Source organism: Paraburkholderia sp. A3BS-1L, assembly GCF_051125215.1.
Classification (GTDB): Bacteria; Pseudomonadota; Gammaproteobacteria; order Burkholderiales; family Burkholderiaceae; genus Paraburkholderia.
This window is the reverse complement of record NZ_CP120442.1, coordinates 2,272,291-2,292,486: the sequence shown is the minus strand read 5'-3', so window position 1 is coordinate 2,292,486 and position 20,196 is coordinate 2,272,291. Positions and strand designations below refer to the sequence as shown.

Here is a 20,196-nt window from a genome sequence, read left to right as displayed (position 1 = left end):
GTTAAAAAAGAGTGCCCGCCGGGGGACGGAGCACAAAACTGTTTGCCGTGACGTTACCGGCGCCGGCTGTCTGGTTCACCTGTACGAGGCCCGTTGCATTCCTGAAGGCCGCACCGTCGATGCGTACCTCACGAATGCCGCGTGTCTCGCCTGTCTGGTTGCCCATACCGCCGTTCGTCGCGCTGGCGGCGGACAGTTCGCCGTCCGATACCATCGCGACTCCGAGCACACCAGTGGCGATCTGCGCACTGTTGCGCTGGATGTTGCCCACGCCCGCCGACTGATTCACCATCATGGCGCCGGTCGTGTTGGAGAAAGCGCCCGAGCCGATCAGCGCGGTGGCGTTGCCGAGCCGCGCGCGCGTCGAGGCGCCTTGTTCATCGAGATTCACATTGGCGACCGAGCCGCCGCTGGTGATGGTCAACTGGTTGGCCTGGGCGTTGTCGAGCCCGGCCGCTTCGTTCACGGCGAGCGCGCCGGTGGTCGAGGTCGCCGCGTTCGGCGCGATCACGGCGGTCGCGCCTACGTTGACCTGGGCTTGCGCGGTCGTTGCGAGCGCCGCCAGTGAGGCGGCGAGCGCGACGGCTTCCAATGCTCGCGGAATGTTCCGGGCGGGTGTGTGGCGGCTCATTTCATGCTCCCGATCGCGCCCAGTGCGCTCGTGATCGGCGCGATGGCGCCGGTGACCGTGGAGGAGATCGTGCCGCCCAGCCCGCCGACGGCCTGGGCGCTGCCGCCCGCGCCGAGCGCCGAGTTCGAGCCTGCCGGGTTGCCCACGAGAACGCGGGTGATGGCCTGCACGCCCGCGGCTTCGCCGGCTAGCGCGCCGCTCGTGTTCACGCCGGAATTGCCATGCGCGTTGGTGAGGTCGGTATCGTTCACGAGCGTCGCCATGGTCGGGTCGAAGGTGTTCTTCGGGAAGGTGGTGGCACGCACCCGCACGGGGTCCTGGCTCTTCGGCACGGCGGCGAAGGCGCTGCGCGGGGTGATGTCGCGCTCGACGATGATGTCGCCGGGATTGGTCACCTGCTGTGCGCTGACGCCTGCCGCCAGCGCCGCAGCGAACGCGGCGCTCAGGACGGCGGCGAGCCGGGCGGAGTGCCGGCGCGCAGCTGGCGTCTTCAAGCGAACGATCATGACTGTCTCCGTCTCTGTTTCCGGCGCGGCGCGCATTGGGCGCCACCTTCGAACCACGTTGTGGCCGGCACGGGGCCGGTTCGGCGAAAAGCGCGTTGTCTGCCGCGTTCTTTCCGTTACTTCCGGATGTAGCTGGCGGTGTTTCCCTGTGCCACCTGGCCGGCGTCCACCGGAATCGGCAGCGGAGCGGGCGGGGCGATTTCGTCCCACAGCGTCACGCCATTGCCGCGCATGAGCTGCGGCGTGGCGGCGACCATCACCATGCCCACGGCGCCTCCGTGCTGGCGCGCGAGCGTCTGGTCGTCGATGGCGCCCACGCCCGCGAGCGCCGGATCGTCCCCAGCGGGGCCGGGATCGGCGGCGAGCGTGCGCGTGCTCATGTCGGCGCTCAAGTTCTTGCCGCTGGCGCCGTAATAGGAGTCAGGGGCCATGCTCATATCGAGCGTTGCGCTCACCATGGCCGCGTCTGTTGCAGGAACGACATTGGAGTTCGCCGCGACCACACTCGCCCTCGCCACATCCGCAGCGGTTTGTGCGCGCGCCGACGGCGCGAAGGCGAAGAGCACGGCGGGAATCAGCACGGCGGCCAGCATGCCGCACGGGCCGGCCACACTGCGCCTGATGTTTGAAGAAATGAGTCGCATGGCGTATCTCCTGGTGCGAGACATTTAGCGAAACGTGTGCCATGCCACGCAATCCGTTGATACGTCGCGGGTTGGAATATTTTCTACGGATTTTGAATAGTGGATTTTCGCAAAAACGTTTCAGTGCTGAAACGTCGGGCTGGTTTAAACGCCCAAAATTCGCTGGAACGTTTCAAAGAAAACGTTTGCGCGACTTTTTTTCTATGTGATCCGGGGTGCTCGGAAAACAGTGCGGGAGCAAGAGAATGGAAACATCCGCAATTGATTTTCCTCTTACAATTCAGCGGCCGCGTAATGGAAACCTTTCCATTGCGCCCTTATCAATTCGCGCCGCATATTTTCTATCCAACACCCCGGTGCATATAGTAAGCTTCAGAAAAACAAGTAATACAGATAACAAAGGCCCTGTAAGGGCCAAGTTGACCACACGCCGCAGTTCGGGGATTCACTGTCCGCAAAAGCCCCTATGCTCGCCCGCGTTTAATTGCGCCTGGCGAATGGTTTCTTTTGCGGCGTGTCTGTACATCAGGTGCGTGCCGTCATTTCGCAACGATGTGTTGGCAAGAGGATCTGAATAATGGAATCCGCAACGCGGCAATTGGTTTACGTGACGCGCAGTCCGAATGAAGCGCTGAACGAGCGGTTCCACGAGCGCGGCTGGCAGGTGGAGATCGTTGGCAACGCGCGGGACGCGCGGCGCGCGCTGCGCGCGGGTTCGCCCGCGGGCGGGTTGCTCGATCTATCCAGCGAATTCCATCTCCATGAGATCGGTGCCTTCGAGCCGTGCCTGACGTTGCCTAACGTCGGCTGGGTGGCCGCGACCACCACCGGTCAGTTGCAGGACGCCAATTTGCGCCGTCTCGTGCGCGATTACTGTTTCGATTACGTAACGGTGCCGTGGAGCGGCGAGCGCATCGTCGATTCCGTGGGCCATGCCTATGGCATGGTCACGCTTTGCGAGCGTGCCTCGAACGACCATTCGGGTGGCGCGGAAGGCGAAATGGTGGGCTCGTGCGAGGCCATGCTGGCGCTCTTCCGCTCGATCCGCAAGGTCGCGATGACCGACGCGCCGGTGTTCATTTCGGGCGAGTCGGGCACCGGCAAGGAACTCACCGCGGTTGCCATTCACGAACGTTCGTCCCGGCGCAATGCGCCGTTCGTGCCCATCAATTGCGGCGCCATTCCGCCGCATCTGCTGCAGTCGGAGCTATTCGGCTACGAGCGCGGCGCATTCACGGGTGCGAGCCAGCGCAAGACCGGGCGCGTGGAAGCGGCCAACGGCGGCACGCTTTTTCTCGATGAAATCGGCGACCTGCCGATGGAAAGCCAGGCGAGCCTGTTGCGCTTTCTTCAGGAAGGCAAGATCGAGCGGCTGGGCGGCCATCAGTCGATGCCGGTGGATGTGCGCATCATCTCCGCCACGCACGTGGACATGCGCGCGGCGATGGTCGACGGGCGCTTCCGCCAGGATTTGTATCATCGCCTGTGCGTGCTGCAGATCGACGAGCCGCCGCTGCGCGCGCGCGGCAAGGACATCGAACTGCTCGCGCGGCACATGCTCGAGCGCTTCAAGAAAGACGGCGGGCGGCGCCTGCGAGGCTTTTCTCCCGATGCGATTGCGGCGCTGCATAACTACAGCTGGCCGGGCAACGTGCGCGAGCTCATCAACCGCGTGCGGCGCGCGATCGTCATGTCGGAAGGGCGTGCGATCACGGCGCGTGACCTGGAACTCGGCGATTACGTCGAGGTGGTGCCGGTCTCGCTCGCGCAGGCGCGCGAGGCCGCCGAGCGCCAGGCCATCGAACTCGCGTTGCTGCGCCATCGCGGGCGTCTTGGCGACGCCGCGCAGGAACTGGGTATTTCGCGCGTGACGCTGTACCGGCTGTTGTGCGCGCACGGCATGCGGCATATGGAGAGCGATCCGCTCGCGCCGCATTCTGGCGGGCTGATTTCGGGGGGCGGGGCTTGAAGGTGACCGAAGGTGGTGATCTGCAGCAGGCCTCGCTGAGGGGACCATAAAGCGGCTGCGCAAAAAGCAGCCGGACAAGCGCTGACGAAGCAGGCGACCAAGAGCCGGATACGGCCATGAGGGTGCTGGACGGTTCAGAAGGGTGCAGGGGTGCAAGACGGGTCCGCGCGGGGGCGCGGGTTCGTGCGGCAGGCGGCTCGCGTGCGTGGGCCGCCTTGTCCGCGTGGCTTGCGCCAGCATGCGTTGATTCGTGCGGCCCGGGTTCGCCGATGACGAAATGGTGGATTATTTATGCATCATTTGCTAACGAATTTTCCACACCGCTGTCACGCTATTCTGCGTGTCGATTTTTCTCCGTTTGCTTTTGCCACAATAACGTTTTCTGTGCGGCGCATTAATTTTTTATTTCCCGCTTTGAAGAAATAATGCGAATTGCATAAACATGTTATGCCAATACGGCCGTGGTGTCGTTGCGCGCCTTCCTGCTCGTTCCCCGGTTGTTCTGCGCTGCTGAGCCATTGGGCCCGATCTGCCGTTTGCCCGCTTGCTATAGAATCTCGCTTTTGAATCCGCATCGGGTGCGCTCGCGCGCCCGCTCAGGGAAGCGCGCATGAAACAGTATCTCGAGCTCGTCCGCTCGATCCTCGACACCGGCACCTGGCAGGAAAACCGTACCGGCATCCGCACGATCAGCATGCCGGGCGCAATGCTGCGCTTCGACCTGCAACAGGGCTTCCCCGCTGTCACGACGAAAAAGCTGGCGTTCAAGTCCGCGGTGGGCGAGCTGATCGGCTTCTTGCGCGCCTCGCGCAGCGCGGCGGATTTCCGCGCGCTCGGCTGCAAGGTCTGGGACGCCAATGCGAACGAGAACGCGCAGTGGCTGGCCAATCCGTATCGCCGCGGCACCGACGATCTGGGCGACGTCTACGGGGTGCAGTGGCGCCAGTGGCCCGCCTACAAGGTGCTCGACGCCGACGCGAGCGCGCAGCTTGCCGACGCGCAGTCCCGCGGCTTTGCGCGCGTGAGCGAATTCAGCGAGGACGGCCGCCCAAAGGTGCTGCTCTACAAGGCGGTCGACCAACTGCGCCAGTGTCTCGACACGATCATGAACAATCCCGCCGATCGCCGGATTCTGTTTCATGGCTGGAACCCGGCGGTGCTCGACGAGATCGCGCTACCCGCGTGCCATCTGCTCTACCAATTCCTGCCGAACGTCGCGAAGCGCGAGATCTCGCTGTGCCTGTACATCCGCAGCAACGACGTCGGGCTTGGCACGCCGTTCAATCTGACCGAAGGCGCGGTGCTGCTACATCTCGTCGGCCGCCTGACCGGCTACACGCCGCGCTGGTTCACGTACTTCATCGGCGACGCGCACATCTACGAAAATCAGCTCGGCATGCTCAACGAGCAGTTGCACCGCGAGCCCTATGAGAGCCCACGCCTCGAGATCGCCGCACGCGTGCCCGAGTACGCAAAAACCGGCCTCTACGAGCCCGAGTGGCTCGAAAAAGTCGAGCCGTCGGACTTCTCGCTGGCCGGCTACCGGCACCACGATCCGCTTACCGCGCCAATGGCGGTGTAGCGTGCCGCTGTAGTGCCATCGCGCCGCACCATAAACAAAGCCCGCGAACGGTGACGTTCGCGGGCTTTTGCGTTGAATGGCGCGCGCTGTTCTGCGCGCGCCGGGGCGGTGGGTTTAGCCGCGATGGCGATCGTCGTGGCCGCCGCCGGCTTGCGGATGCGGCTGGGGCTGAGGCTGCGGACGGGGCTCGGGACGCGGCTGGGGCTGCGACTGCGGATGGAACTCGGCGCGCGGCTGCGGTTGCGGCTGCGGTTGCGGATGGAACTCGGCGCGCGGTTGCGGCTGCGGTTGCGGATGGAATTCCGGACGCGGCTGCGGCTGGGGTTGCGGATGGTATTCCGCGCGCGGCTGAGGTTGCGGATGCGGCGCTTCACGCGGCTGTTGCTGCGGTTGCGGATGGAATTCGGCCCGCGGTTGGGGTTGGGGCTGCGGGCGCGGTTGCTCGCGCGGTTGTGGCTGCTGTGGCGGATGAAAATCGGCGCGTTGCGCCGGTTGCGCCGGTTGCGCCTGGGGCTGCGGGCGGGCTTGCGCGCCCGGTTGCGGCCCGTGCGGCGCGTCGCCTGCGGAGGGTTGCGGTATGCGAGCAGGCGCGCCGTCACGCGGCTGCTGCATCGATGCGAAAGCTTGCTGGCGGCTCTCCTGACGCGGCGCTGCGCCGCCGCCGGGCTGTCCACGCTGGGCAATCGGCGCGTGCGGCTGCATCCACGACGGCTGATGCGTCTCGCCCGGCGCGCCTGCCATCGCACGGCCATTCATGTTGCCGGCAGCGCCCGGCGTGCCTGGTGCGTGCGGCTGGCCGCCGGGCAGGGCACCCTGCGGCTGCGCACTTTCCGGCCGTCCGGCGAACTGCGGCGGACGCGGCACGCCATGCGCTTCGCTCGGCTGCCCGGCCGGACCATGGCCGTTCGTCATTGCCGGCGCCATGCCAGGCTGGCCGGGTTGCTGCCCGCGCATGGGCATGGACGCGCTCGGGCCACGCGGGCCGCCTTGGGCGAAGGCGCTCGGACGCGGTGGCTGGCCTGGCGTTTGACCTGGCGTTTGGCCTGGCATTTGACCGCGCATTTGAGCCGGCATTTGACCGTGCATCTGATCGGACGCCAGCCCGGGCGTGCCGTTGGTCCGCCCGGGCTGGCCGATGGGTTGACCACCGAGTTGGCCGCCGGGCTGGCCGTTACCCCGGCCCGTTGCGCCGATCACCGGCGAGTGCGGCGGCACGACGCGCACGTTCTGCTGCGGCCATCCTCCGCGCGAAGCGGGCGAGAAGGATGAGAACGGGGCGTGCGCCGGCGCGGAAACGCGCACGACGGGCGCGCCCGCGCCCGGCACGGCGCCGCCGCCACGGGCGAAGCGCTGCGCGAGGTTGTCATGGAAAGCGGGCGGCGCAACCGGCGCGCGCGTCGCCACCACTTGCCGCTGATTGAGCGACGCTGGCGGGCGGTAATCGGCGCGGCGCATGTTCGGGCCGAAGCTGCCCTTGACCGGCGCGATGCCCGGCGTGCCCGACTGGATGCGCGCGTTCTGCCACTGGCGCGGGTCGACGCGCTGTGCAAAGCGCGAGGTCGGCTGGCCGTGCACGAAGGCCGTGGCGGGCACGGCGGTCACGGCGCCCGGTACGCGGTAGTTCACGAACGTATTGTTGTGCACATTGACGTTCGTGATATTCGTGATGTTCACGTCGTGTCGGTAGTTATTGACGATGACGGTCTGATTCACGCGGTCGTAGTAACGCGGGCTCCAGTCGCCCCAGTGCGGATGCCACGGTTCGCCCGGCCCGAGCGCGAACCACGCGACGCCCGCCGCCGCCGCGCCGCCAATGGCGAGGTTCACGCCCCAGTCGGGGCCGCCGCCCCCACCGCCCACGAAGGCGACGAGCGCGGGCGCGTAGACCGGCGGCTCGGTCTCGACAATCGGGCCCGGCACCCACGCCCACGAATCGTCGACATAGGCCCAGCGGCCGTAGTGATAAGGCGCGAAGCCCCATGGAGCGTCGTCCACCCACGTCCAGCCCCATGGCGCTTGCCAGACCCAGTGGCCGTCGTGATACGGCGCCCAGCCCGAGGGCACGTCGTTCGGCGTCCAGACTTCGCCGTACTGCGGGCTTTCGCGCCACGAACCGTTGGCGTCGAGGTCCTGATAGCCGGGGATATTGCGCGAAACGTAGCGCGCCGAGACCGAACGGTCCTCTGCGGCGTCGCGCGCGAGCGCCCACTGGTCAAAGGCGTCGGGCGGCGGCGCGGCCTCGCTCGCCACCTGCTGCAGGTCGGTGCCGGCAAAGCGGATCTGCTGGCCCGCCGACATCGGCATCTGGCCGTTCTGGCCGTACACCGTAACATTGCCGCTGCGCACCGTGACGGTCGTGGCGCTCCCATCGGGCGCGACATCTACGCGATAGTCACCGGGGCTGGTCACGCCGAGCGCGAGATTGGGCGTGTCGATTTCATACGCGCTACCGGGGGGCAATTGCCGCACGCGCGTCGAAAGCGTGCCTTGTGCGACCTTGAGCTGGGCGTTCGAGTCGTCGAGATTGAGTACGTCGACGCTCGTTTGCGGGCCCATGCGCACTGCCGTCGAGCCGATGTGCATCTGCGAGCGAGCATTGGCGTCGTTCCAGATCTGGTCGCCGGTCGTGAGCGGGCGATTCAATTGCGCATAGGACCAGTCGGTCGCGCCGGCCGGTTCGGTGGTCACGTCGCCCGCCATGTAGTCGAGGCGCGCGACGCGTCCGGGCGGGTCGCCTGCGGCGGGCGCGGCCTGCGCCCACGCACTGGCGCCGCTCAGGCTGAGTGCGAATGCGGCGAGCACGGCGCCGGCGATCAGCGTGCGGCAGAGCGGGCGGCCGTGGGTGCGATATGCAGCCGCGTGCGAATTCGGGTCTTCGTGCGTGGTGAGCGATGGGGTGCGCGTTGTCATGTTGGTTCTCCGGCCCCTGGAGCGAGTATCAGGAAGCTATGTGGGGAACTCTATCCGCCGCGCCTGTTTCCATGCGCGCTCAATTGTTAGGGCTTATGCACCAGATGTAACAGAACGTGTGCCTGTCCCCGGAAAGGGCGCTTTTGATGCGCGTTAAGTGGCGTTGTCGGATATTTGTCAGCTTGATGGATGCGCTCAGGTTCTCACGAAGGCGTCGAATTCGCGTTGGCCGAGTGGCGTGACGCGCAGCACGCGCGGGCGGCTGGCACGCTCGACCCAGCCATTCGCGGTAAAGCGTTCGAGCAGCGCCGCGCCGAGCGCGCCGCCCAGGTGCGGGCGCCGTTCGCTCCAGTCGAGGCAGGTGCAGGCGAAGCGCCGCCGGCGCGCGTGCAGCGCCTTCACGTCGACGCCCCAGTTCGAAAGCCGCGCGACGCCTTGCTCCGTCACTTCGAGATCGTCGTCGTTGCGCACGAGCCATCCGCCTTCGACGAGCCGGTCGAACACGCGCACCGCGACCTCGCCGGCCATGTGGTCATAGCAGGTGCGCGCGTGACGCATTTCCACGGGCACGGTGCGCGCAGGGCGCGTCACGGGCTGGGCCGGCGCGGCGGCGTGCGCGACGTTCATCAGCGCTTCGATGGCGGCGGCGACTTCCGCGCTGGCAATCCGATAGTAGCGATGCCGCCCGCGCACTTCGGGCTCGAGCAAGCCGCCTTCGGCAAGCCGGGCGAGATGCGCGCTTGCGGCGGACGGCGAGAGGCCCGCGATCATCGTGAGCTCGCCCGCCGGGCGTGCGCTACCGTCCATGAGCGCCCATAGCATGGCGGCGCGGCCGGGGTCGGCGAGCAGTGCCGCGACGCGCGCGAGACCGGGGAAGTGGCGGGTTTCATCGGCGGGGGGAAGAGGCATGATGGCTCCCGTACGGAACTGGCGGCTCGAACGGCGCAGTTTGCGCTGGCTGTTCGCTCATGTGCTTACTCATGGGCTTACTCTAGCGAAATCCGTGATTCGACGTTTCAGGCTGCCATGAAATATGGCGTGCAATTGAGGCGCGCGGGCGAGCGACTGAAGCGCGGTGTTGCCGGCTCGCCGGGGAGCGCCGGCTGCGGCGCGCTAGAATGGATTTCTTTCTGGAAGCAAACAGTCAGTCATGAAACGGATTCTTGCCCTTGTAGTGGTTGCACTGCTCTGTACGGCTTGCGCCGGCGGCACCGCGCCGTCGAGCAGCGCGAGCGGCATCACGATGTACGGCACGATCGATCAGGGCATCACCATTCACAACTAACCGGCCGGAAGAGGCGAGTTGGGCGCGGCCAGGCATGGCAGAAATTGACGCAAGATCGACATGTCTGCCAATCGCGCGCGTGCGATGATGGCCGTTTCGCGTCTTCATCGCCCTTTGTTTTTACATGCCTATGTCCGCGTCTTCTTGCGTGCGCCATGTGGTTTTCGCGGTTGCACCCGATCTCGTGCTGCTCGACGCCTGCGGGCCGATCGAGGCTTTCTGGCGGGCCGAACTGGCGATGCGCGCCGCTGCAGCGCCTGCTCGTGCCGCGCCTGCTGATTCCACGCATGCCGCCGATCCCTGCGCCTGGCGCGTCACGCTCGCCTCCATGGCGGGCGGCGTGCTGCCCACGTTCGCGGGCATGCCGGTCGTCACCGAGCGGCTCGACGCGCTCGACACCGCCACCATCGATACGCTGATCGTTCCGGGCGTCCCCATCGACGATTCGACCGTGCTGCAGCCCGCACTCGTCGCATGGATCGCCGCCGCCGCGCCGCATGCGCGGCGTGTCGCCTCGGTTTGCACCGGCGCGTTCTATCTTGCCGCCGCGGGCCTGCTCGATGGCCGCCGCGCCACTACGCACTGGCGCAACGCGGCGCAGCTTGCGCGCCGTTTCCCGCGTGTGAAGGTCGACCCCGAGCCGATCTTCGTGCGCGACGAGCGCGACGGCCGCGTGGTCTGGACCTCGGCGGGCGTGACGGCCGGCATCGATCTCGCGCTCGCGCTGATCGAGGAAGACTGCGGCCACGCGGTCGCCATGCATGCCGCGCGGCGGCTCGTGGTGTTCATGAAGCGCCCGGGCGGCCAGGCGCAGTTCAGCGAGGCGCTGGAGGCGCAAAGCGCGGCGGGCGGCGCGTTCGACGCGCTGCATGGCTGGATGGCCGCGAACCTGCACAGGGAGTTGAGCGTCGAGCGTCTCGCCGAAGCGGCGCGCATGAGCCCGCGCACTTTCGCGCGGCGCTATGTCGAGTCGGTGGGGCGCACGCCTGCGCGCACGGTTTCGGCCATGCGCGTGGAGGCCGCCGCGCACGCGCTCGCGCAGTCGCGACTTCCGGTCAAGCGCATTGCCGCGGACTGCGGCTTCGGCACCGAGCAGAACCTGCGGCGCGCGTTCGAGCGTCGCTATGGCGTGCTGCCGCTCGACTACCGGGCGCGGTTTTCGTCGGCCTGAGCGCCGGGCGCCGGCGGATGACGCACCGGCGGACGACCGGATGAAGGAATGACCGTATGACAGAATGACATGCGGCGCTCGTATAATCGGCGCAACCCTATAACGACGCCTTGTCAGCAAGGCGCAATCCTCACGAGCGGAGCCCCCATGAGTACGCCTTCCCAGCCGCTGGACCGTTCGGAAACGACGTTCCGCTTTCTTGCCGAGCCGACCTCGGTGAACTTCGGCGGCAAAGTCCACGGCGGCGCCCTGATGAAATGGATCGACGAAACCGCCTATGCATGCGCCGCCGTCTGGTCGGGCCGCTACTGCGTGACGGTGAGCGTCGGCAACATCCGCTTTCGCCGGCCGATTCTGGTCGGCAACATGGTCGAGTTGCGCGCGCGCGTGGTGGCCACGGGCCGCACCTCGATGCACATCCACATCACCGTGCACGCGGGCGACCCGAAGAGCGGCCAGCTGCGCCTCACGACCGATTGTCTGATCGTGTTCGTGGCCGTCGACGAAAACGGCAACCCGATTCCCGTGCCGACCTTCGTGCCGGAAACGGAGGAGCAAAAACGTCTCGCGAAATATGCGCTCGACGTGAAGGACGCGCTCGACGCGATCGTCGACCTGAAACCCGAGGAAGTGGCGAAAGGCCGGGTCTGATCGGCCGGGCTCATGGCTTCAGCGTGCCCACCATGTCGGCGGGCTTGACCCACGCGTCGAACTGCTCGCTGCTCACGTGGCCGAGCGCGAGCGCGGCAGCCTTGAGCGTCGTGCCTTCCTTGTGCGCCTTCTTGGCGATCTGCGCGGCCTTGTCGTAGCCGATGTGCGGATTGAGCGCCGTCACCAGCATCAGCGACTCGTTGAGCAGCGTGTCGATGCGCGCGCGGTTGGGCTCGATGCCCACCGCGCAATGATCGTTGAAGGAGAGCGCACCGTCCGCGAGTAGCCGGATCGACTGCAGCACGTTGTGCGCGATCATCGGGCGAAACACGTTCAGTTCGAAGTTGCCGCTCGCGCCGCCCACATTCACGGCCACGTCGTTGCCGAACACCTGGCAGCACAGCATCGTCAATGCTTCGGATTGCGTAGGATTCACCTTGCCCGGCATGATCGAGCTGCCCGGCTCGTTTTCGGGGATCGCGAGTTCGCCGAGTCCGCAGCGCGGGCCGCTCGCGAGCCAGCGGATGTCGTTGGCGATTTTCATGAGGCTCGCCGCCACGGTCTTGAGCGCACCGTGCGCGAACACGAGCGCGTCGGCGGCGGCCATCACCTCGAACTTGTTGGGCGCGGTCACAAACGGCATGCCCGTGAGCTTCGCGATGGTCTCGGCCACTTTCTGCGCGAATTGCGGATGCGCGTTCAAACCCGTGCCCACGGCGGTGCCGCCTTGCGCGAGCTCGTACAGATGGGGCAGCGTCGACTCCACGTGCCGGATGCCCTGGTCGAGTTGCGCGACGTAGCCCGAGAACTCCTGGCCGAGCGTGAGCGGCGTGGCGTCCTGCAAATGTGTGCGGCCGATCTTGACGATGTCGGCGAACTGTTTCGACTTCGCCTGTAGCGTGTCGCGCAGCGTCTTCAGCGCGGGCAGCAGATGCTTGACGATGCCGTACGCGGTGGCCACGTGCATCGCGGTGGGGAATACGTCGTTCGACGACTGGCCGCGATTGACGTCGTCGTTCGGATGCACCTTGCGCGCCTCGCCGCGCTCGCCGCCGAGAATCTCGCTCGCGCGGTTCGCAATCACCTCGTTGAGGTTCATGTTGGTTTGCGTGCCGGAGCCGGTTTGCCAGACCGCGAGCGGGAATTCGCCGGGGTGCTTGCCTTCGATGATCTCGTCGGCGGCCGCGATGATCGCGCGCGCCTTTGTCTCGTCGAGCATGCCGAGCGACAGATTCACTTCGGCGGCGGCGCGCTTGATCGTGGCGAGCGCGGTGATGAGTTCGGGCGACTGCTTCTCGCTCGAGATGCGGAAGTTCTGCAAGGAGCGCTGCGTCTGCGCGCCCCAGAGCTGCGCGGCGGGCACGGCGATCTCGCCGAACGTGTCGCGCTCCATTCTGACGTTCCCGGTACTCGCGGTCATGGTGACACTCCAAGGTGAATGTGGCGCGCGGGAAGCCAGAACGGGGTTCGCTGCAGGGGGCTCACTGCGGGGGGCTCACCACTGGGGACTCACAGCTGGCTGTCGACCGGCAACAGCAAGAATAGTCCGGTTAGCACATTTCTGTAGAAACCCGCACCGGGATCGAGGTTGTAGGTGCGGATCATGCCGTCCTCCTCGTCGGTCCACACGAGCGGCGACGAAATCGCGCTGCCGCGCAGCGCCGCGAGCTGGGCTGGCGTCGCGAGCGAGACGCGATAGCTCACTTTCGGGGAGGTCGCGAACTGGAAGAGCTGGGCCGCTTCGTGCGCGAGTGTGGGGTTTTCCACGGCGAGCGCGAGCTCCGTATTCAGGTTGGCCGAGCGCGGATCGAGATTGAGCGAGCCGATCACCAGCGTGCTCTCGTCGATCACATAGGCTTTCGCGTGCAGGCTCGCGCGCGAACGCGAGCCGATCATGGGCAGGCGCCGTGCCCGCTCGGTCTCGGGCTGCGTGGACTTGAACTCGTATAGCTCGGCGTTGGCTTTCAGCAGCGGCACACGATAGGGGCTGTAGCCGGCTTGCACGGCGATGGCGTCGGTGGCCGCGAGCGAATTGGTGAGGATCGCCACGCGCACGCCGCGCGCGGTGAGCGCGCGGATGGCTTGCACACCGGCGTCGTGCGGCACGAAATACGGCGAGATGATCAGCACGCTGCTGTGCGCCTGATTGACGCGATCGAGCAGGGAGCGCATCGCGTCGCCCATCTGGCCGCGCTCGGCGCCCGAGATTTTTTCCGGTGCGTCGGCCACGAATTCCCACTTCGCCCAGGTGAGCCCGAGCTCGTCGCGCGCGATCTGCTGCGCGAGCGGCGTGGCGTTGAGCGGCTTCGCGTTGTACGGGTCGGCGGTCTCGCGCCAGTGCGCGCGCAGCTCGTCGCGCGCCGCGTCGAGATCCTTCTGCTCGAACTTCTGATGATTGAGCACGCTCAAGGGGTACGACACGGTGCTGTTCCAGTAGTCGTCGAAGCTTGCCGAGACGCTCGCCGCCACGGGGCCGGCAGTGAGCATGTCCAGATCGCGGAACTGCAGCGTTTCGCTCGCGCTGAAGTACTCGTCGCCGAGATTGCGCCCGCCCACGATCGCGAGTTCGTTATCGACGATCGTCGCCTTGTTGTGCATGCGGCGCGTGAACTGGTCGACGTTCGTGAAGAAGTTGCGCGTGCGCCTGAACATGCTCTCGTTCGGGCTGCCGTACGGATTGAATACGCGGATCTGAATGTTCGGATGGCTGTTGAGCGCCGCCATCAGGCGGCCGATGTCGTGGAAGTTCAGGTCGTCGACGAGCATGCGCACGCGCACGCCATGATCGGCCGCGTACAACGCCGAGCCCAGCAGCAGCTTGCCGGTGGTGTCCTCGTTGGCGATGTAGTACTGCATGTCGAGCGTTTTCGTCGCCGCGTGCGCGAGCGCGATGCGCATCTGCAGCGAGTCGGTGCCGGTGGCGAGCAGGCGGAAGCCCGATTCGTCCGGATGGGACGCCACCGGCGCGGCAAGCGCTTCGCCCAGCGGCGTAGCGCGCGCCTCCGGCGCGGACAGCGCCGCCGAGGTAGTGCGCTGGAACGCCGTGGCGGGCGGGCGCGTCGCGCAGGCCGCGAGCAACGTAACGCTCAGGAGCGCAACCAGCCGGAACGAAGCGCGCGAGGAGAGCGAAGAGAACGGCGCGAGCACGCGGGGCCGGGCGCGGCGCGGCGGCGCCGCACGGGCTGCGGGCGGGGCAGCGGGCAGGGTATCGGCGGCCAAGCTCTGAACGGTATGCGCGGACAAGCGGATTCTCCTCTCCTGGCGACCGGCGTTGGCGCAATGCGCGTGGCTCCGGCGGCGTGCGAATTGGTTGGCGCTGCGGCGTTCCCAAGGGTTCGCTTACTTTGGTTCGCTTGCGTCGTGCACCTTTTGCCTTTTGCCTTTTGCCTTTTGCCTTTTGCCTTTTGCCGCCGATTTTATCGGGAAGCCATGTTGCATGGCGCGCACCAAGCGCGACGCGTGTGCGACACCGCGCTTAGCTGCGCCGGCTGGCCGATGCGCCGACGCTCGCGCTGCGCGCTTCGTCGGCATCGCGCTCGCTGCCGCGCGCCGGCTTGCCGGCCCAGTAGCCCGCGAGCAGCGACCCGGAGAGGTTGTGCCACACCGAGAACAGCGCGCCGGGCAGGGCGGCGAGCGGCGAGAAGTAGAGCTTGCCGAGCGTCGCGGCGAGGCCCGAGTTTTGCATGCCCACTTCGATCGCGAGCGTGCGGCACACCGATTCGTCGAAGCCGAGCAGACGTCCGCCCCAATAGCCGCCGAGCAGACCAATACCGTTGTGCAGCACCACGCCGAGCGCCACGAGCGGGCCCACCGTGGCGATGCTTGCGTGCGTGCCGCCCACCACGGCCGCGATGATCGCGAGGATCGAGACCATCGAGACGAGCGGCAGAACGGGCTCCACGCGCCGCACAAGGCTGCCCGCGAGACGGTTCACGACGAGGCCGACGGCAATCGGCAGCGCCACGATCTGCAGGATGCTCATGAGCATGCCGTGCACGTCCACGACGATCGAAGCGTCGACATAAAAGCGCGTGAGGAGCGGCGTCGCGAACACGCCCACGAGCGTCGAGAGCGCGCTGATCGTCACCGAAAGCGCGACGTCGCCGCGCGCGAGATAGATCATCACGTTCGAGGCCGTGCCGCTCGCGACGCTGCCCACCAGCACCATGCCCGCGGTGAGGTCGGGCGGCATGTGCAGCGCGTGGGCGATGACCCATGCGGCCAGCGGCATCACCAGGTAGTGCAGGACGATGCCGGCGAGCACGGGCGCGGGCCGCGTGAAGACGCGCTGGAAGTCGGCGAACGAGAGCGTCACGCCCATGGCGAGCATGATGATCGTCAGGAGCGTCGTGACGTGGGGCGTGACGGGCGCGACGACGCCCGGATTGAAGTAGGCGAAAAGCGAGACGAGGACGGCCCAGAGCGGGAACAGTCGGGTAATCGGGGCAAGCATGAGCGGGGTGTTTATCGGGCGCTATGGGGCGCTATGGGGCGTTATGGGCGGACCGGCGGGCGAACGGCGGGGTGCGCCGGGCCCGCTATTTTAACCATGCGTTTAACGAATCGCGCGGGGCTCTTCGGCGGCGCGCTGGCAACCCGCCCGAGCGGGCGCGTGCTGCCTCAGCCCGCGCGCGCCGCCGCCTCGATTTGCGACCGGCGGCTCATGCGATGAAAGCGCCATGTCATGAGCGCGGCCACGCTCGCGAGTCCGGCCGCGAGCCCCCACCAGAGCCCGAGCGCACCCATTCCGAAGTGGAACGCGAGCACATAGCCGACCGGAAAGCCGATGCCCCAGTAGCCGAGCGTAGCCGCCACCATCGGTATACGGGTGTCCTTCAGGCCGCGCAGGCAGCCGGAGCCCACGGTTTGCATGCCGTCGACGATCTGGAACAGCGCGGCCACGCCGAGCAGCGACGCCGCGAGCGCGACGGTCTGCGCGTTGGCCGGATCGTCGAGGTGCAGGTAGAGCCCGACGATCCAGTGCGGCGCGAGCACCATCACGAGCGCCGACATCGACATGAAGCCCACGCCCAGCGCCAGCGCGACGAAGCCCGCATGGCGCGCCGCGCGCGGCACGCCCGCGCCGATCCAGTAGCCCACCCGCACATTGGCCGCCTGGCCGATCGAGAGCGGCACCATGAACATCACCGAAGCCACGTTCAGCGCGATCTGGTGCGCGGCGAGCGGCGTTGCGCCGAGCAGGCCGGCCAGCAGGCCGGTGGCGAGAAAGAGCATCGATTCAACGGCGTAGGTGATCGCCACGGGCCAGCCGATGGCAAAAAGCTCGCCCATCAGCGGCGCAGTGGGCCGCCGCGCGACCACGAAGTGCTGATGCGAGGGCCGCAGATGCAGCAGCGCCATCAGCACGAGGGTGGTCAGCCAGACGGTGATCGCGGTAGCGACCGCGGAGCCCAGGAAGCCGAGGCGCGGCAGACCCCAAGCGCCGTGAATCAGCCCGTAGTTCAGGAAGCCGTTGAAAAACACGCTGATGATCGACACCCACAGCAGGCGCTTCGCCGCGCCGATGGCGGGCAGGAACGAGCGCATCAGCCCCACGCCGATCAGGCTGGCGGGCGCGCCCCAGCGCAGCACGGCCGCGTACTCGCCCACCTGGTGCGCGAGCACGGGCGGCTCGCCGAGCGCAACCAGCAGCGGCCCCGCGAACGACAGCAGCGCGAACGCCGGCACGGCCAGCAGCAAGGACAGCGCAAAGCCGGTCCAGTAGATGTGCGGCACCCGGTGCAGGTCGTCGGCGCCGCGCGCCTGCGCAACGCTCACGCTCACCGAGGTCAGCACGCCCTGCAGCACCGTCACCACCACGAAGAACAGGTTCGCGCCGAGCCCGCCCGCCGCGAGCGCGCCCGCGCCCAGCGACCCGAGCAGCACGGTATCGGTCACGCTCATGGCCATCTGCGAAAGCTGGGCGATGGCGAGCGGCGCGGCGAGGCGTGCGGTGTCGGCGGCGTGGCGTTTGAGCGAGGGCGGGGCGATGGCGCGGCTCGCCCGGTCGGCGGGGGCAATGGGTCGGGTCATGAAAAGCAAGCGCGGCGCGATAAATCGCGCCGCGCGTTCAGAAAGTGCGTTCGTATCGAGTTGGGAAGCTCAATGCGAGATTACGCTTCTTTCGGACAAAAAGCACCTGGATGGTGCATTCGCTTTCGAATCTATTTCATTTGGGCCATGCAGCCGCTGCGCTGTTTGCCTTACTCCGCTTCGCGCACGGCAATGCGCGTGTCGCCGAGCAGCACCGACTGGCCCGCGCGGATCTTGCACGTCTTGCGCAGCTCGACCTCGCCGTCCACCTTCACGGCGCCGGAGGCGACGATCTGCTTGGCCGAGCCGCCGCTGTCGGCGAGACCGGTGATCTTCAGGAGATTGTGGAGTTCGACGTAGTCGCCGGTGAGGGTGAAATCGAGATTGGGCATGGCGCAAAGGAAATCAGGGGCGTGCCGGGCAGGGCGCGCGAAGGGTGAGCATCATAAGCGATTGCAGCCGAGCGGGGGCGTGACGCCTTTGATTCAGCCGCGTTGCCGTCGCGCCCAAGTTGGACGCTGAATGGCGCCAGATCACGGCAAGATCGGCGCTTGCGGACGAGAGGTGTATGAATATACAGTATGCGTCGCCGTGTCGATGCCCGACCCGGCCCGCACACTGCTCATTTTCACCGGATACTGCCGCGCCTGCCTTGTCCACCGTCTCCACTGCCTCTCTCGCCGATTCCCCCTGCACGAGCGATATTGCGCCCGAGGCGGCGCCGTATCTCGCGAAGCTCAACGACGCCCAGCGCGCCGCCGTCGAGCACGGCGGGCCGCAGGCGTTCGCGCCGGGCGCGGCGCTCCCCGCGCCGCTGCTGGTGATCGCCGGCGCGGGTTCGGGCAAGACCAACACGCTGGCGCACCGCGTCGCGCATCTGGTCGCAAACGGCGCCGATCCGCACCGCATCCTGCTGCTGACCTTCTCGCGCCGCGCGGCGCAGGAGATGACGCGGCGCGTCTCGCGCATCGCGGCCGGGGTGTCGGGCGCGGCGGCGGCCCTGGCTCAGGGGCTCACCTGGGCAGGCACCTTCCACGGCATCGGCGCGCGCCTGCTGCGCGAATACGCCGAGCAGATCAGCCTCTCGCCCGCGTTCACGATCAACGACCGCGAGGACTCCGCCGATCTGATGAACCTCGTGCGCCACGAACTGGGGTTATCGGCGAAGGACAAGCGCTTTCCCGCGAAGTCGACGTGCCTCGCGATCTACTCGCGCGTTGTCAACACCGGCGATTCGCTCGCGAACGTGCTCGCACGCTCGTTCTCGTGGTGCCTCGAATGGGAGCCGCAACTGCGCGCGCTATTCGCGGCCTACGTGGATGCCAAGCAGAAGCAGAACGTGCTCGACTACGACGACTTGCTGCTCTGCTGGGCGCACATGGCGGCGGAGCCGGCCATCGCGGCCGATCTGGCGGGGCGCTTCGACCATATCCTCGTCGACGAGTATCAGGACACCAATCGCCTGCAGGCGTCGATCCTGCTCGCGCTCAAGCCCGACGGGCGAGGCCTCACCGTGGTCGGCGACGACGCTCAGGCGATCTATTCGTTTCGCGGCGCGACGGTGCGCAATATTCTCGATTTCCCCGCTCAGTTCGATCCGCCTGCGCGCCAGGTCACGCTCGAGCGCAACTACCGCTCGACCGAGCCGATTCTGGCCGCTTCGAACGCGGTGATGGACGCCGCCGCCGAGCGCTTCACCAAGAACCTGTGGACCGACCGCGCGTCGCAGCAGCGTCCGCGCCTGGTGACGGTCGCCGACGAGGCCACTCAGGCGCGCTACGTCGTCGAACAGATCCTGGAGGCGCGCGAGGGCGGCATGACGCTCAAGCAGCAGGCGGTCCTGTTTCGCGCCGCGCACCACAGCGCGACGCTCGAAATCGAACTCGCGCGCCGCAACATCCCGTTCGTGAAATTCGGCGGCCTGCGCTTCCTCGACGCCGCGCACGTGAAGGACGTGCTCGCCGTGCTGCGCTGGGCCGAGAATCCGCTCGACCGCGTGGCGGGCTTTCGCGTGACGCAACTGCTGCCGGGCGTCGGGCCCGCGACGGCGGCGCGTCTGCTCGATCAGGTCGCGGCCTGCACGGGCGCGTACCGCGCCGCGCAGGCGCTCGCCGCATTCGCGCCGCCGCCGCGTGCAGCCGAGGAGTGGCCCGCGTTCGCGGCGCTCGTCGATCAGCTCGGTATGCGCGCAACGCCCTGGCCCGCCGAGTTCGAGCGCGTGCGGCGCTGGTACGAGCCGCATCTGGAGCGCAATCACGAAGATGCCCAGGTGCGTCTCGCCGATTTGTTGCAGATGGAGAGCATCGCGAGCACCTACGTGTCGCGCGAGCGCTTCTTGACCGAGCTCACGCTCGACCCGCCCGACGCCACCAGCGCCGAGTCGGCCGATCCGCTTCTCGACGAGGACTACCTGATCCTCTCGACGATCCATTCGGCCAAAGGCCAGGAGTGGCGCAACGTGTTCGTGCTCAATGGCGTGGACGGCTGCATTCCGTCCGATCTCGGCGCGGGCAGCGACGAGGAACTGGAAGAGGAGCGGCGTCTGCTCTACGTGGCGATGACGCGCGCGAAAGAGGATCTGCACATCGTCGTGCCGCAGCGCTTTTATGTGCACAACCAGGCCGCGAGCGGCGACCGCCATGTGTGGGCGTCGCGCACGCGCTTCATCGCTGCAGGGATGCTGCCGCTCTTCGAGTCGCGCGCCTGGCCGCCCGCGCCAGTGGCAAGCGCGCCGAGCGCGGCGGGGCTGGCCGCCGCCGCGCGCGCGAAGGTCGAGATCGGCGCGAAGCTGCGCAAGATGTGGGAGTAGGGCGG

16 protein-coding genes are annotated in these 20,196 nt (G+C 67.2%); 6 read left to right on the top strand and 10 right to left on the bottom strand.

Translation table 11 applies throughout. From position 1 onward, the window contains the following. Position 1 precedes the first annotated feature (1 nt). From P5W99_RS10380 to P5W99_RS10370, 3 genes are all read right to left on the bottom strand, one after another. Positions 2–631 carry a hypothetical protein gene (locus tag P5W99_RS10380; protein WP_434660600.1) on the bottom strand — a complete coding sequence of 210 codons (630 nt, stop codon included), beginning with the start codon at positions 629–631 and terminating at the stop codon, positions 2–4. Beyond that, positions 628–1,137 carry a hypothetical protein gene (locus P5W99_RS10375; protein WP_421024413.1) on the bottom strand — a complete coding sequence of 170 codons (510 nt, stop codon included), beginning with the start codon at positions 1,135–1,137 and terminating at the stop codon, positions 628–630. Before P5W99_RS10375 ends, P5W99_RS10380 begins: the two co-directional genes overlap by 4 nt. Positions 1,138–1,253: 116 nt before the next feature. Continuing rightward, positions 1,254–1,781 (bottom strand): hypothetical protein, encoded by a 528-nt coding sequence (locus P5W99_RS10370; protein WP_434660598.1) that lies wholly within the window; start codon positions 1,779–1,781, stop codon positions 1,254–1,256. A 577-nt stretch (positions 1,782–2,358) separates the two neighbouring features. Here P5W99_RS10370 and P5W99_RS10365 point away from each other — a divergent pair. Both P5W99_RS10365 and P5W99_RS10360 read left to right on the top strand, forming a co-directional pair. Continuing rightward, a complete protein-coding gene (locus P5W99_RS10365) occupies positions 2,359–3,750 on the top strand; it encodes a sigma 54-interacting transcriptional regulator (RefSeq protein ID WP_434660596.1) in 1,392 nt (463 codons plus the stop codon). Positions 3,751–4,360: 610 nt separating this feature from the next. Further along, positions 4,361–5,332 carry a thymidylate synthase gene (locus P5W99_RS10360; RefSeq protein ID WP_434660594.1) on the top strand — a complete coding sequence of 324 codons (972 nt, stop codon included), beginning with the start codon at positions 4,361–4,363 and terminating at the stop codon, positions 5,330–5,332. A gap of 114 nt (positions 5,333–5,446) precedes the next feature. Here P5W99_RS10360 and P5W99_RS10355 read toward each other — a convergent pair whose 3' ends face one another. Beyond that, positions 5,447–8,242 (bottom strand): DUF6600 domain-containing protein, encoded by a 2,796-nt coding sequence (locus tag P5W99_RS10355; RefSeq protein WP_434660591.1) that lies wholly within the window; start codon positions 8,240–8,242, stop codon positions 5,447–5,449. Positions 8,243–8,437: 195 nt separating this feature from the next. Next, the gene (locus P5W99_RS10350; RefSeq protein ID WP_434660590.1) at positions 8,438–9,151 is read right to left on the bottom strand and encodes an ArsR/SmtB family transcription factor; all 714 of its coding nucleotides are present in this window, start codon (positions 9,149–9,151) and stop codon (positions 8,438–8,440) included. Between the two features lie 241 nt (positions 9,152–9,392). On the opposite strand from P5W99_RS10350, the gene P5W99_RS10345 reads away from it, so the two are divergent. The 3 genes from P5W99_RS10345 (at position 9,393) to P5W99_RS10335 (ending at position 11,349) form a co-directional block, all read left to right on the top strand. Further along, on the top strand, positions 9,393–9,527 hold the full coding sequence (locus P5W99_RS10345; RefSeq protein ID WP_421024407.1) for a hypothetical protein: 135 nt from the start codon (positions 9,393–9,395) through the stop codon (positions 9,525–9,527). A 130-nt stretch (positions 9,528–9,657) separates the two neighbouring features. Continuing rightward, positions 9,658–10,698: a GlxA family transcriptional regulator gene (locus P5W99_RS10340; RefSeq protein WP_434660586.1), complete on the top strand. Its 1,041-nt coding sequence runs from the start codon at positions 9,658–9,660 to the stop codon at positions 10,696–10,698. A gap of 147 nt (positions 10,699–10,845) precedes the next feature. Further along, positions 10,846–11,349: an acyl-CoA thioesterase gene (locus tag P5W99_RS10335; protein ID WP_421024405.1), complete on the top strand. Its 504-nt coding sequence runs from the start codon at positions 10,846–10,848 to the stop codon at positions 11,347–11,349. Positions 11,350–11,359: 10 nt separating this feature from the next. Here the strand turns inward: P5W99_RS10335 and fumC are convergent, their stop codons facing one another. The 5 genes from fumC to P5W99_RS10310 form a co-directional block, all read right to left on the bottom strand. Next, on the bottom strand, positions 11,360–12,769 hold the full coding sequence (gene fumC / locus P5W99_RS10330; RefSeq protein ID WP_434660584.1) for a class II fumarate hydratase: 1,410 nt from the start codon (positions 12,767–12,769) through the stop codon (positions 11,360–11,362). Between the two features lie 89 nt (positions 12,770–12,858). Then, the gene (locus P5W99_RS10325; protein ID WP_434662542.1) at positions 12,859–14,496 is read right to left on the bottom strand and encodes a phospholipase D family protein; all 1,638 of its coding nucleotides are present in this window, start codon (positions 14,494–14,496) and stop codon (positions 12,859–12,861) included. Between the two features lie 328 nt (positions 14,497–14,824). After that, the gene (panS, locus tag P5W99_RS10320) at positions 14,825–15,802 is read right to left on the bottom strand and encodes a ketopantoate/pantoate/pantothenate transporter PanS (protein WP_434660581.1); all 978 of its coding nucleotides are present in this window, start codon (positions 15,800–15,802) and stop codon (positions 14,825–14,827) included. A 167-nt stretch (positions 15,803–15,969) separates the two neighbouring features. Continuing rightward, complete coding sequence (locus tag P5W99_RS10315; RefSeq protein WP_434660579.1) at positions 15,970–17,382, bottom strand: MATE family efflux transporter; 1,413 nt, start codon at positions 17,380–17,382, stop codon at positions 15,970–15,972. Positions 17,383–17,552: 170 nt separating this feature from the next. Continuing rightward, a complete protein-coding gene (locus P5W99_RS10310) occupies positions 17,553–17,774 on the bottom strand; it encodes an RNA-binding S4 domain-containing protein (RefSeq protein ID WP_028215955.1) in 222 nt (73 codons plus the stop codon). A gap of 176 nt (positions 17,775–17,950) precedes the next feature. Here P5W99_RS10310 and P5W99_RS10305 point away from each other — a divergent pair, with 176 nt between their 5' ends. Beyond that, positions 17,951–20,191 (top strand): ATP-dependent helicase, encoded by a 2,241-nt coding sequence (locus P5W99_RS10305; RefSeq protein WP_434660576.1) that lies wholly within the window; start codon positions 17,951–17,953, stop codon positions 20,189–20,191. Positions 20,192–20,196: the final 5 nt, after the last annotated feature.

Bases quoted from the DNA above. Each gene is read 5' to 3' on its own strand.
- P5W99_RS10375 (WP_421024413.1), bottom strand. From the start codon at position 1,137: ATGATCGTTCGCTTGAAGACGCCAGCTGCGCGCCGGCACTCCGCCCGG.
- P5W99_RS10305 (WP_434660576.1), top strand. From the start codon at position 17,951: ATGAATATACAGTATGCGTCGCCGTGTCGATGCCCGACCCGGCCCGCA.
- P5W99_RS10310 (WP_028215955.1), bottom strand. From the start codon at position 17,774: ATGCCCAATCTCGATTTCACCCTCACCGGCGACTACGTCGAACTCCAC.
- P5W99_RS10355 (WP_434660591.1), bottom strand. From the start codon at position 8,242: ATGACAACGCGCACCCCATCGCTCACCACGCACGAAGACCCGAATTCG.
- P5W99_RS10365 (WP_434660596.1), top strand. From the start codon at position 2,359: ATGGAATCCGCAACGCGGCAATTGGTTTACGTGACGCGCAGTCCGAAT.
- P5W99_RS10340 (WP_434660586.1), top strand. From the start codon at position 9,658: ATGTCCGCGTCTTCTTGCGTGCGCCATGTGGTTTTCGCGGTTGCACCC.
- P5W99_RS10345 (WP_421024407.1), top strand. From the start codon at position 9,393: ATGAAACGGATTCTTGCCCTTGTAGTGGTTGCACTGCTCTGTACGGCT.
- P5W99_RS10380 (WP_434660600.1), bottom strand. From the start codon at position 631: ATGAGCCGCCACACACCCGCCCGGAACATTCCGCGAGCATTGGAAGCC.
- panS (WP_434660581.1), bottom strand. From the start codon at position 15,802: ATGCTTGCCCCGATTACCCGACTGTTCCCGCTCTGGGCCGTCCTCGTC.
- P5W99_RS10350 (WP_434660590.1), bottom strand. From the start codon at position 9,151: ATGCCTCTTCCCCCCGCCGATGAAACCCGCCACTTCCCCGGTCTCGCG.
- fumC (WP_434660584.1), bottom strand. From the start codon at position 12,769: ATGACCGCGAGTACCGGGAACGTCAGAATGGAGCGCGACACGTTCGGC.
- P5W99_RS10370 (WP_434660598.1), bottom strand. From the start codon at position 1,781: ATGCGACTCATTTCTTCAAACATCAGGCGCAGTGTGGCCGGCCCGTGC.
- P5W99_RS10360 (WP_434660594.1), top strand. From the start codon at position 4,361: ATGAAACAGTATCTCGAGCTCGTCCGCTCGATCCTCGACACCGGCACC.
- P5W99_RS10315 (WP_434660579.1), bottom strand. From the start codon at position 17,382: ATGACCCGACCCATTGCCCCCGCCGACCGGGCGAGCCGCGCCATCGCC.
- P5W99_RS10335 (WP_421024405.1), top strand. From the start codon at position 10,846: ATGAGTACGCCTTCCCAGCCGCTGGACCGTTCGGAAACGACGTTCCGC.